Below are 13,007 nucleotides of genomic sequence, written 5' to 3'. Positions count from 1 at the left end.
TCATGAATGAGATTTTAACCACCCCGCTTTGGGGAAACACAATATATAAATGGCTCACAGCACTGATAATTATAATTGTCCTTTTCGCGATTATAAAAATATTCAAAGTGTACATTTTCAAGCGGCTCAAAAAATGGGCGGCTGCAACCGCCACATCCTGGGATGAATTCGCAATGGAAGTCATTGAGAAGAACATTCTTCCCCTGCTGTACATAAGCACCGTTTATTTTGCCCTGCAGACTTTGGCCTTGGGCCTAAGGGCAAAAAATATTCTTCATACGGCATATATGATTGCCATCACTTTTTTTATAATCAAAATTATAATTGCCGCTTTCAAAAAATTCGTGCTGTCCTTTATCAAACGCGACCAGGACAGCGAAAGCAAAGAAAAGCAGGCAGGCGGGCTTATCGCTATCGTCAATATCATCATCTGGCTATTAGGCGCCGTATTTCTGATTGATAATATGGGCTACAATGTGACAACCATTGTAGCGGGTCTGGGTGTCGGAGGTATTGCTATCGCGCTTGCGGCACAGACCGTGCTTGGAGATCTCTTCAGCTATTTTGTCATCTTCTTTGACCGTCCATTTGAAATCGGAGATTTTGTGACGGTGGGCACAGACAGCGGCGTTATCGAATATATCGGGATAAAGACCACCCGAATCAGAACCCTGAACGGAGAACAGCTTGTCTGTTCCAATACAGACCTGACCAACTCCAGGCTGCGCAACTTCAAACGGATGGAAAGAAGAAGGATTGTTTTCGCAATCCGTGTCACCTACCAGACCACTGACAGACAGCTTAGGGACATTCCCGGTATTGTCGGAGACATAATAGCCTCGAAAGATAAACTGAGCTATGACAGGGGGCATTTTTCAGGTTTTGGGGATTTCAGCCTTAACTTTGAATTCGTCTACTACGTCGATGACCCGGATTACAATTTCTATATGGACGCCCAGCAGGCCGTCTATCTTGAGATTTTCAGTGCCTTTACAGAAAAAGGAATTGAGCTTGCATATCCAACGCAGACCATACAGATTGAAAGCCTTCCGGTATTCTCAGTTGCAAGGAACTAAATAACAACATACTAGGCGATATTCTTTCGCTGAAAATCTTCACACTTATTAAAGAGACAATTAACTAATAATTGTCTCTTTTCCTGCTGACATAAAGCGCAGGCGAATGGTTTTGATGATCAATAATCGTTTTCCCGTCCATTTTGGATGCTCCGATTTTTAAAATAAGCTCCCAAGACACCACAAGCTGAATGCTAAAAAGTATCAGGCAATAATGGCAAGTGTGATATCATAGACAAGCGCTTTAAGCTCCTTATTACACAGCGATAAATCCCTGTCGGGCGGATTTCCATGATAAATGAGGTTTCTGGCTTTAATAAGCTGGCCAAATTCCACATCATAATCGTCCGGATCCAGATTGAGATATTTTATAAAACCCTCAAACTGATCGATAAGGCCGGTCTTTTTAATAAAGGATACTTTCTCAAAAGCTTTAGAATCAAATTCCTGTTTATCTGCGTCCGCGACTATTTCACCGATTTCTTTTATCTTCTTTTTTATGAACCTGTTAATAGAGCCTTCTGATCCCGTAAATACATATTCTTCCTTTACAGTGAAAGCACTGCCGTCCAAGGGCTCATTTAAAAAATAATTCCTGAACTTTTCAACGATGTTGTAAAGGACCATGAAAGCTGAAATATCATCAAGGTGCTTTATCCTTAACAGTCTGGGAACAGCCTCCTGTATAAGCTCCCTGAAAGTTTGGAATTTCTCAAAATTTACCGAATCTGCAAAATCGTAAATATTCTGATATTTGTCCTTCAAATGAAATTCCTGCGAGGAATCAAAGTTATCGCCGGAAAGCTTAAAGACTTCCCTGGTGCCATAATTATCCCTATCATTCACCCTGAGCAGGGCATTGAAAAAATCAATGTTCTTCTCCCAGTACAGGGACATCAGCAGGCATAAGTCTTCTCCGAGGGAAAGCAGATCCAGATCTTTTACTTTCTCGCTGTCATCCCTTAGAACCAGCTGTGCATCTCTGGTTATTACAAAATCCTTTTTTGGTTCGCCCTGTTTATAGGAATGGCTTAATGACAGCATAAATTCGACAGGACCAAACCTGGTCCATCTGTTATGATTCCGTTCAATGAATTTGTCATCTGAATCATAAGTTCCAAGCTGGCCGTACTGGATATATCCTGTGAGATGGGAAAGGGCATTGTCTGCCAGGCTGAATCTTGCGGCAGCGGCATACCTTCCATTCTGGAAAAGACAGAAATTTCGAAGAACCAGTATGACGGATTTCTTGTCATGATCGAAATAATTAGTTTCATGAAAATCTATCAGAGAGCTTTCAGAAAACTCAAAAAACTCCGGGTTCACCCATTCATATGGCGATAATGCAGGATTTACCAAGTCCAGGATGCTGGTTCCTGCTTCTGCAAGTGCTCTGAATTTCTGGTACAGATGATCAGAGGGCTTATAATAAATAATCAGCTGCGCCTCTTCAGGTCTTCTCTGGTTATAAATCAGTCTCGCATCAAACTGGGAATCTCCGCTTTCACCAGGAAAGCCGTCCAGCAGTTCTTTATGCTCTGACAGCTTTAGCAGTATGGGCACATCATTTTGAAAGTAGTCTTTCATTATTACAAATTATAATTAAAGCATTATTTAAGTTTAGAAGGCGCAGAATAAAAAATGCAGCTAGCCAAATTTATTAAAATAAAACAGAAAAAAACGCAGGTAGAATTACCTGATTGAACAGTGAAAAACACTTCGGAATTCCAGCCGGTCCTATAAGCATTGCGTTTTTTCTTTTCCTGCAGTGCAATGATGCTTGGTGTTTCAGATTTATACATAACTTTACATAAAAATTGCGCAAAGCATTCCTATTATATTCATTTCCTATAACTTAAAACCAGCAATAAATGGAATACAAAATAATTAGAGTCAGCAAAGAACTGGAACCTTTCATTAGCTTTTTTTGGGAACTTAGAGGAAGCCAATCCAAAGCAGAATTGGAACGCGTATATCCGGACGGATGTTCGGGAATACTGATTAATATTGGAAGCAAGTGCATGACAGACAACGGTTCTCTTTCTATGGACAGTGGAAAAACTTATGTTGTCGGAGCAATGAATTCTTTTAAAGACAGCATAATTGAAACCGATACCCATTTATTGGGAGCATGCCTGAAGCCCGCAGCATTTTCCAACTTCTACTGCTATGATCCTCAAAGCGCACTCAGTAATAATACTGTCGAATTCGAAAAATCCAAATCATTTGATATCGACAGGGTAATAGCAGACCCCTTTAATTATTTCGAATGCTTTTTCACTGATCGGATGAAAAGCAGCTACAACCCCCTGCAGCCGGTTATCAATGACATTGATGCTGCTAAGGGATATATGGGCATCCACGAATTGTCCCAGAAGCACTGCACAACAGTTAGGCAGCTGGAACGCAATTTCAAAAATTATATCGGCTTGTCCCCGAAAGAATACTCAAATATAATCCGCTTTCAGAATGCTCTGAATATTATCAGAAAATCAGATCACAATCGAAGCCTGTCAGATATTGCTTTTGAATGCGGTTACTATGACCATGCCCATCTCACCAATGAAATCAAGCGATATACAGGCTTTTCACCGTCATTGCTTTAATTTGTCGCATTTTTACAAAGCGCGGTTAAATTTCTGCCGCTACATTTGGCAGAACAACAAAAATTTAAAACAGATGCGAAAAATAAAACTTTTCATTGCCATGAGTTTAGATGGTTACATTGCAAAGCCAAATGATGACCTAAGCTTTCTAAAGCTTGTGGAAAAGCAGGGCGAGGATTACGGCTATGCAGACTTTATTTCTGAAATCGATACCGTGATAGTTGGACGAAAAACATATGATTATGTTCTCAAAGAAATAGGCCCATCACATTATGACAATGGGAATCGGGATGTTTATGTCATTACAAGAACCGAAAGGCCCCAAATTGGAAGAACAATTTTTTATAATGGCGATATCCCCGGATTAATTAAACATCTAAAAAATGAAAATGGTAAAAATATTTATTGCGACGGCGGTGCCGAACTCATAAATGAACTGATGATGCACAGCCTTATAGACGGGTTTGTAATATCTGTAATTCCTATTCTTTTAGGTGCTGGCACCAGGCTTTTTCAGGACGGCAGACCTGAACAGAGACTAGAGTTTATATCCGCGCAAACATTTGAAACGGGATTAGCGCAGCTTACATACGAGAAAAATAGCTGAAACTTTAAAAAAGGGTGCGCACTTATACCTTTCTCGCAGAGCATATTAAAAAATGTGCTTGGTCCGCAACAGGCTTTTTATATTGATATCGCCACCAGACAATCACTCTACTACAAATTATCAAACTCAATCCAATTCCTGGATTGAGTTTTTTGTTTGATTTTAACGGACATCCCCACACTAAATACAGATAATGTTTTTTTTCATGATTTTTCACGCCTAATGAAATTATGAGAGTTTTTATTTAATTTTACAGATAAAGCTTTTTAAAATGGCAGTCAAGGACTTCGACGACGAAAATCTTCCAAAAGTGAATCCAAATGAAAGTCTTGAAACTATTTCAAGTGTTTTGTTCAGGAAGCGGTTCCCTGTACAAAAATTTGAGATACGATCTGAAACGATGCGTGACAAAGGGATAGATTTTCATATCGAACTGAAAAAAGAATCTGCATCAGGAGGTAGCGTATACACCAATTACAGGTTTGCTGTCCAGCTGAAGGCGACAAATAAAATCAAACAGGGAACCGATGGAAGTTTCGGACTTCAGATCTCAACATCCAATATAAGCTACCTGCTCAATAACGGCATGCCCGCCTACTATGTTTTTTATCACCATCCTTCAGCTTGTTTCTACTTCGAAAACGTCAAAAATATTCTGGATCAGATCAAGGGCAGAAATGGGAAATGGCAGCAAAAAGCAAAGCAGAAGATTTATTTCACCAAAATTCTTTCTGAACAGGCAGTGCAGGAAATCTACGAGGAAACGTATGCAAGCGGAGTTCTTCTCAGAAGGATCAACAGCTACAGATTTCCGTCAAACAGCCCAAATTCCAGCAGCCTTCTCATTGATTCCGACAACATAGTATACAGCGTATCGGAAAATATAGAATATATAGACAAGTTTGGCGCGGATCTTGTAAATGCACACCGTTTTGACACCGTAATTGAAATGGAGAAAAGGAGCTGGCCAAGAAACACAGCAACTCCCCGATTCTACCTTTTTTGCGGCATTGCCTATTTTCAGCGCGGGGATCTCTACAAGGCGATGGACCTTCTGAAAAGCGCCAAGAAATATTCCGACGAATTTGACCCGGAGGGTCGGGCGATAATCGAACATACTATACTCAATACCAGATATCTTTTGGACATAATATCCAAAGAGCAGTACGACCGGGCTGTAAAAAAGATCGGCCATCTGGAGGATTCAGGCTCCTTTTTCCAGATTGAGAATGCTTTTGAAGAATTGTCTTCCAATAGCGGAGAACCAGCTTCTTCAATACTGAAGTTCTACGAATCCATGCAGAAGGTTATTGAAAATGAAAAAAAAATTGGACTGCGAATCATTGCCTTCAATAAGATCATTGATGCCGAATCCAGCATCCTTTTCAGCGATCTGGCAAAGAATTCCGTCTACGTTGCGGGACGAGTCCAGAATCTTCTTCACACCACTGTCTTTAAGCAATGGCTTGAACTTGAAAAAATATTCCGCTGGCGTCTTAACAGCATAGTGGATTATGCCGAGAATTGCGGATATTTCATCTCGATCGGCATCTTGACCCTGGCGGGCATAAAATGGGAATACCAGAAAGCGTTTCACCTTCATTATCTCTCATGCTGGAAATACAGAAGCTTTGATCTGCTCCAGCCTGTTGATCCGTCAGTGCTCGAGAAGCTAAGAAGGAACTGCGATCATCTCGACAAGCTTGCAGAAGCATTTGAACAGAATGAATACAGGGAAAACATGCTATGCTGCATGATCCTTAAATATGAAATCCTGCAATTTTCCGGAAATGTGAATGCAGCCTGCGATGCAAAAGAAAAAATACTTGAAGTTATAGACGCATTTGAATTCGAGGGTTTGCGAAAAGAATATGAACCGATTTTCAATCAAGGAACGTCGCATGAAAACTTCGTTGCGAAATACACCTCACACATGAACAGAATTCAGGATCTTGCTGTGCAAGAGGGAATAGACTGCTACAGGATGCTTTCAAGAGAGGAGCTTGCTTTTAGGCCCCGCTGGTCCATCAGGGATTTTCCAGCATTTGATTTTTCGATTATGCCCCATGAAAATGAGGGCGAAAAGGATATATTAAACTAACCTCATTACTGGGCACGCCATCCATCAAATCTTGCTGAAATAATTAAAAGAAAAACTTGCTTTCCCCGTTCAAAATTCCATCATCAAAAAAAAATATTACACATGAAAACGCAGTCGGAAAATCAAATTTCATTTATAAATCAAAATATCTTTTTTAGGGAATTCACATTCAGCAAGAATGATTTCAAGGGGCTAAACAGCAAACAGCAGCTGGAGTTTGCCGACAATGTGGTTTGGATAGAGGACATTTTTTTTATTTTCCAGATCAAGGAAAAGGAACTCGATGCAAGCGACGATAGAAAATGGTTCCAAAGCAAGATTTTGAATAAGGCGGTAAAACAGATAAAAGCCACCACGAAATATCTCAGCGAATACTCAGATATCCACATAGAAAACGAGAAAGGGCATAAAATTAACATTGCCCAGGCCAAGGACAATCCAAGCAGGAAAATCATAATCTATCAGGCAAAGGATTTTTCAGAACAACTGCGACAGATCAAGTTTTACGAAAGCACTGAAATTGGATTGATTCATCTATTTCATGAAGAGGATTACACATGGATCTGCAGACTGCTCCTAACACCTTGTGAAATCAATGAATATCTGTCCTTCAGGGAACGCCTGTTCCTGTTTGACAAAAGGGCATCTGCAGCCCTTCCCGAACAATATTTCCTTTCGCATTTTCTCGAGACGCCCGACGCTGACCATTTCAATGCAAAATACATCAATTCGCTATTGCATTTCGACCAGACAACTTCAGAATTTGATATTTCGGGTATAATGGAAAACTTTGCAAAAAATATTAAAATGGCCAACTATGAAACCGAATATTATCCAATTTTGGCCGAACTTGCCCTGCTGAATAGGTTTGAGCTGGCCGCCTTCAAGCAGAAATACTCATTGTGTGTGCAGGAATCCGAAAACCAGGACTTTACGACTCCCTATAGAATGTACGTTCCAAGAACCGACTGCGCTTTTGTTTTTATTCCTCTGCACTCGAAAAATGCGGCTAATTGGGCAAATGCCCTGGACAATTATGCATTTGCCCTGAAGTATGATTCCAAAGCCAGCAGATGCATAGGCGCTGTTGTGTTTAGAGATCCAAATGATAAGGAATATTTTCAGATTTTCTGGAATTACATCCATCATGAGTGGGTGTTTGACCAAGAACTTGAAGACCTATTGAATGACAATTATCTATTCAGGGCTAGCAGGGTCAGCAAAACTGACAATAGATACAGGAAATAGTGACAATGTCCAAAACAGAAAGTCCAAGCAACTATAACCAGAAAATAAATGGAAAATATAACTAGTCTTCAAGGGAAGCTTCGATTAATTTGGCTACTTCCTCTACCGTTTTTTTCGCTGTGAACATGGAGCAATTGCTTAAATGAAGTTCTGCATTCCTTCCTTTGTTAGTTCCGTTAATAGTGACAATAGAATTGACATTAATAAAGTGCGGCACGTTTTCTTCATCCAGCACAAATATAAATCCTTTCATAACTGCTTGATTTTAAGTTTATCAAATATACAAATTAATTAAAACTTCGGTTAGAAGACCCACGAAGTACAACGGTATAGTTTCTATATACTTCCCAAATATCAGTTAGCTTGTTGATTGGAATTACTTTAATTATCAGAATTACCATGAGCATAGGAATAGCCCGCGCAAACTTAAATTCAAATCCATTAATTTTTTTACTAAATTTCGTTCTCGAAAAGCAAAAAATTATGATAATTGAAGACAAAGGCAAATTAGGTGAAGATTTTGTAAACACTCTTGCTTACAGATCGTTCTTGAAGTACTGGTGTTTTCCTGGACCAAAATATGAAAATGGCGATAAAAAGGAAATCTGCGACCTCTTGATTATTTTCAATTCGGTGCTAATCGTCATCTCAGTTAAGAACTACGAATTTAAGGGAAATCATTTCAGGTATTTCAACAACACTATTGAAAAGGCTGTAAAACAGATCCATGGTGCCTGCCGTACTTTATTCGGAGCTGCAGAAGTGCAGATCAAGCATCCCGACAGGGAAATGGAGATTTTTCCAAGAGAACAAATCACCAAAGTATTTCGAATTGTAATCAATTTGGGAGAAGGAGTAAAATTTTATCCCTTTAACCATTCCACGAAAAACGATGATTATGTAACCTTATTTGATAAAGATTCCTTCGAAACTATTATCAGCCAGCTTGATACGATTCCTGATTTTATAGATTATCTTGAAAAAAGGGAGAAACTATTTAAGGGGAGGATCACCATAATCATGCCAGGCGACGAGTACGACTTTCCTCTCGAAACGCAGAAGGAATTTTTTGCGCTCCAAAAGCAGCTGACACAAAACTACATTCTGATCTCGGGTACGGAAAAGGATCTTCTTTCCCACTTCTTCAAAAATGCTAGAAATTTCCCGCCGTTTCTCAACGATGATTCTAACGGCATCTTTCTGCAAATCGATGGTGACTGGGATTCGTTTTCCGATATTCAGCAAGTAAAAAATAAGGCAGAAGCAGATAAAGCCAGCTATTTCATCGACGATTTTGTGCAGAATGAAATCCTAAAAAATGAATATCTTCAAAATCTGACACCAATGCGGTTAAACCTTGCCAAAGCAATGCTGTCATTCGACAGGCTTACCAGACGATCCATCGCCAAAAGCTATTTCGAGTTCCACAACCGTTACAAAGACGTTTCTGGACTAAATTTCGGAAGGCGGTTCGGCGATTATGACGGCGTGGGTGTGCTGTTCACTTTTTACACGGACCAGATGGATATGGAAATGATAAATACCCTAAATACTCTGGCAATAGAAAGTGTTAATCTATTTACAGGATATAAAAGCAAATCCTTAATCTTAATATCATCCAACCGAAGCCATAGATTTTTCTTCGCCCATATAGACAAAATTGAGAAGTATGAGCCAGATCATGAGGAAATGATCAGGCAGGATGTTAAAAGAATGGGATGGTTTACCAAACATACCTTGTTCCAAGGTAGCGAAAACGAGTTTCCAGAATAAATAAGAGTTGAAATTGCCATCTTTATTTCTTCCAAAATAATTGTTGATCCATTGAATAAAAAATGGTTTGGATAACTATTTGTCCTTTTTGAAAATATTACACTTAAAAAATATGAAATACGCCTTTATCGGATACTCTTACCAATGGCTTGCCTCATCACTGCTGCTAGCTAAAATGGATGCTGAAAGAAATATAGATGAAATGGAAATCGAGGCAGCCATTCAAAACAATTTTGATGATGTAAAAATACGTTGCGGTCTTGAGCATTATTTTTTTCAAATCAAGGATATGGATGCAATGACCCTTGATAAACTGGCCGTTTCCGGAAATGAGATTTCAATAAAAGGAAAATCCCATAAACTCTCGGGTCACAGCAATATCATCATTTTTAAGGAGATCGACATTATACCAGATAGCGAAGTACTTGGCATGCCAGCCTATAATTTTTCAGGAGTATTTATAATCTCCATGAGCCGTAAAGAAATGATAGAAAAAATTCATGAGCTATATGCACTGGATGAAAACAGGAAGAATATCATTGAGTACTTTTTTAATGGCCGACTTGACCAGAGAATATTAAAAATATCAAGAGAACAGCTCCCATCAATAGCACTCTTCAGTACTGAGCTTCTGGAAACGACCGTCAATGTGGCTCGTGAGCGTCTTTTAGTGGAAAATATCCTGCTTATCGAAGGAAAACCTGGAGTCGGAAAAAGCCATTTTGTCAATACAATTACAGATCAGTACCCCAATAATATCCTATACCGTTTTTGGACTTCAAGTCAGGACAAAGACTATGACAAACGGTTGAAATACGAGAACTTCCTAAGTGAACTATCTAAAAATATCTTCGGTGATTATCGCGAACGCGATGAAAAGGTGATCCTAAACCATCTTATAACCAATAATAAAACAATAATAATAGATGGACTGGATCATGTCGAGAACTACAACAGAAGTGACTTAGAAAAATTTATCACCTTCATTGATAAACTGCACAAAGGCACTAAAACCATCGTTCTCAGCCGTCCTTTGCAGCGAGTGTTATCCTGGGAAAAATATACTTTAGGAAATTGGAATCTGGAGCAGACGGCCAAAGTGCTAAATGAACTGTACCACATTTCGAAATACAGCATTGCAAGCAAAATTTTCACTATCACCCAGGGATATCCCATTTTGGTGAAATACGTTGCAGAGCATTACAAAAAAGAAAAAAAACTACCTCAGTATGATCAGTTAGAAAGCATTGATAATTATTACCAGCAGATAATTACCAATGAAAAAGGCAAACAGGCACTGGCTCTGTTCCTCTGTTCCCACACCTATACCATGCATTCTGAAATTGATTTTTTTCTTGACTCAGATCTAGGTGATATCGTAAAAGAATTTATAGAGGAACACCCCTATCTATTTGAAATCCGTCTCAACCGTGTAGCGCTCTTTCATGATAGTCTTGTGACCTATCTCAGAAAATTAAATATAAACTACTCAAAGACTCTTGAGAAGGTAAGCAACAAGGTTTACACTTCAATAATGGCAGGCGAAAAAAGGTTCCTGTCGAGATTAAATTTTTACGAACTTTCTGAAACAAAGAAAAACAACATCACTAAAAAATACATTTCAATCGCACAGTTCCGTCAACTTATGGAAAATGTCATTGATTTTGAAGCCATCCAATCCTTTTATTTTCAGATTAGGGAAAATCTCTGCTCGATAGATCCTGAAGCACTGGAAATCATAGACTTTTATGACCTATCTCTGATTATTAACATGGTTCAAAGGGACCATATCTCCACACAGGACCAGGTTATATTTACCTACCTCAAAGCTTTGATCCATAATGGATATACAGAAGAAGATATTACAAGCGACGGCTATCTATTTGCAATGCTGTATTACATCACGACCAATAACGCATCGTTAATTTTAAATCTTATGGCTTCTCAGCATTACGACACCAGGTATTTTTATCGTGAACTTGATAAGGACATCAGAGAAGAGAAATCATTTTTCAGCAAACATGCCAAAGCACTTACAGCACCAGCAATCACTGAGCTTTTGGCTAAAAGTGATGAATTCGATTTACAGGATGTAATTCCTTATATCCTGCAAAATCTGTATATACACCAGATAAAGCAAGGCAAGTATAAAAATCTATTCAGTGCAATTGATCACTATATGAATGGGAATGCTACCCTTGGCAATAAAATTCTGCAGGACTTTATTGCTTTATATCATATAGAAAGTTTTAAAGCGCTCTGGATGCTGAAAGCCACAAAAAAATATCTGTATGCTTATGGATTACATCCGCAGCATAATGATTACAAGTGCCTTACACTTGAATATTTTATCAAAAAAAACAAATACAGGGGAAGTTTCGCCCTGAGGGATATGGTGCATAATTACATAAGGCTGTCCCTGCATGAGGAAAGAAAAATCAACATAGCTGAAATCAGCCATTTCTGGTGCAAGTATTACAACCGTAAAGACTACTCAATGTACAGTCTTGACGTAACCTTAAAAATATTTCAAGACAAAGATTTTATAAATCCATTGCGTTCCATAGAACTCATTAATCAAATACAGAATATTTCAGAAAAAGGTTACCGTGAGCTGCTAGCTTCATACATTAAACAGCATCCGGCGGACATAATCCATTTTATAAATGAAAATTTTGATGCTGCTGATCTCTCCATTTCATGGCTGGATCTGCCCACTGACTATATTAATCTTTTGCCAAACAATATCTTTCAACGCGCGCTCAATGGAATTTTACGAACTCACAGTTATGATAAGAAGATTGATTACATAGATGTTTCAAATGTACTGGGTTCGTCTCGTGAAAACGAACTAAAGTCAGTTATGGCAATGTTTGGATACAGGATCAACGTTGAAGAAGAATCACCTGAGCTAAAAATACTGAAAAACAAAGCTGTTGATTTTGTGACTTTTCCGCAGGACAAGAACTCTGCAAGAATGAAGTCAGACAGCGCTTCACGTTTCAAAGAGGGAATCCTGAAACAGGAAGATAAAGCACTAATTAAGGAAAAAGCCCTGAAGTCGTATGATGTCGCTGGCTTTGCTAATCAAAATTATTCCGCACTTGCAGATTCGGAAATTTTTAAACTTTTTTCTAAAGAAGATATAAGAAAGAACATAAAACTTATTCTCTATAATGCCATGATTGGCAAAATGGAAAGTTTATCGTCTTTTCATCTTTTGTATATCTATCCTGGAAATCTACTGAAAATCATCGATGATAATGAAATAGAAATAGATTATCCACTTTTTTTTAAAAGCTTTACTGTCTTTTTAGAACTTTCTTTACTTAATTCAGCATTTCAGGATTAAACCAATATTTTAAAAAATAACCAAACAAGAATTTTCCCATGACAACAAATCCCCTTAAAACATTATTGAAAGGGATTAACTTTGTTCCACAAAACCAAAATCCTAGACAGTAATTCACAGAGCCAAACAAAGACACTTTTGCCTTAAATACGGCAATCTTTTCAAATTCGCCCTAAAATATGTAAATTTATATATTAGCTAAATCGATAAATCAATTGAGTTTTTTATATTTTTTGTATCAATC

At 38.4% G+C, this 13,007-nt stretch carries 9 protein-coding genes; 7 read left to right on the top strand and 2 right to left on the bottom strand.

The genetic code is table 11. The annotated features are described in order from the left end of the window. The first annotated feature begins 2 nt into the window (after window positions 1-2). Window positions 3-1,076 carry a mechanosensitive ion channel family protein gene (locus NYQ10_RS15485; RefSeq protein WP_073414721.1) on the top strand — a complete coding sequence of 358 codons (1,074 nt, stop codon included), beginning with the start codon at window positions 3-5 and terminating at the stop codon, window positions 1,074-1,076. A gap of 204 nt (window positions 1,077-1,280) precedes the next feature. On the opposite strand, the gene NYQ10_RS15480 is transcribed toward NYQ10_RS15485, so the two are convergent. Further along, window positions 1,281-2,663, bottom strand: coding sequence for a hypothetical protein (locus tag NYQ10_RS15480; RefSeq protein ID WP_289877177.1), 1,383 nt, complete (start codon window positions 2,661-2,663; stop codon window positions 1,281-1,283). 284 nt (window positions 2,664-2,947) lie between these two features. On the opposite strand from NYQ10_RS15480, the gene NYQ10_RS15475 reads away from it, so the two are divergent. The 4 genes from NYQ10_RS15475 (at window position 2,948) to NYQ10_RS15460 (ending at window position 7,638) form a co-directional block, all read left to right on the top strand. Next, entirely contained in the window at window positions 2,948-3,682 is a 735-nt protein-coding gene (locus NYQ10_RS15475) for a helix-turn-helix transcriptional regulator (RefSeq protein ID WP_073414714.1), read from the top strand. 73 nt (window positions 3,683-3,755) lie between these two features. Further along, a complete protein-coding gene (locus NYQ10_RS15470; protein WP_073414712.1) occupies window positions 3,756-4,289 on the top strand; it encodes a dihydrofolate reductase family protein in 534 nt (177 codons plus the stop codon). Between the two features lie 271 nt (window positions 4,290-4,560). Further along, window positions 4,561-6,390 (top strand): DUF4365 domain-containing protein, encoded by a 1,830-nt coding sequence (locus NYQ10_RS15465; protein ID WP_289877176.1) that lies wholly within the window; start codon window positions 4,561-4,563, stop codon window positions 6,388-6,390. Window positions 6,391-6,492: 102 nt separating this feature from the next. Next, window positions 6,493-7,638 (top strand): hypothetical protein, encoded by a 1,146-nt coding sequence (locus NYQ10_RS15460; RefSeq protein ID WP_073414708.1) that lies wholly within the window; start codon window positions 6,493-6,495, stop codon window positions 7,636-7,638. Window positions 7,639-7,699: 61 nt separating this feature from the next. Here NYQ10_RS15460 and NYQ10_RS15455 read toward each other — a convergent pair whose 3' ends face one another. Continuing rightward, window positions 7,700-7,891, bottom strand: a complete 192-nt coding sequence (locus tag NYQ10_RS15455) for a hypothetical protein (RefSeq protein ID WP_073411748.1) — start codon at window positions 7,889-7,891, stop codon at window positions 7,700-7,702. A gap of 146 nt (window positions 7,892-8,037) precedes the next feature. On the opposite strand from NYQ10_RS15455, the gene NYQ10_RS15450 reads away from it, so the two are divergent. Next, on the top strand, window positions 8,038-9,411 hold the full coding sequence (locus tag NYQ10_RS15450) for a hypothetical protein (RefSeq protein WP_289877175.1): 1,374 nt from the start codon (window positions 8,038-8,040) through the stop codon (window positions 9,409-9,411). Between the two features lie 112 nt (window positions 9,412-9,523). Continuing rightward, a complete protein-coding gene (locus NYQ10_RS15445; RefSeq protein WP_073414703.1) occupies window positions 9,524-12,763 on the top strand; it encodes a hypothetical protein in 3,240 nt (1,079 codons plus the stop codon). Window positions 12,764-13,007: the final 244 nt, after the last annotated feature.

Origin of the sequence: Flavobacterium johnsoniae, assembly GCF_030388325.1 — a bacterium.
Classification (GTDB): Bacteria; Bacteroidota; Bacteroidia; order Flavobacteriales; family Flavobacteriaceae; genus Flavobacterium; species Flavobacterium johnsoniae_C.
This window is presented reverse-complemented; position numbering and strand designations above follow the sequence as displayed.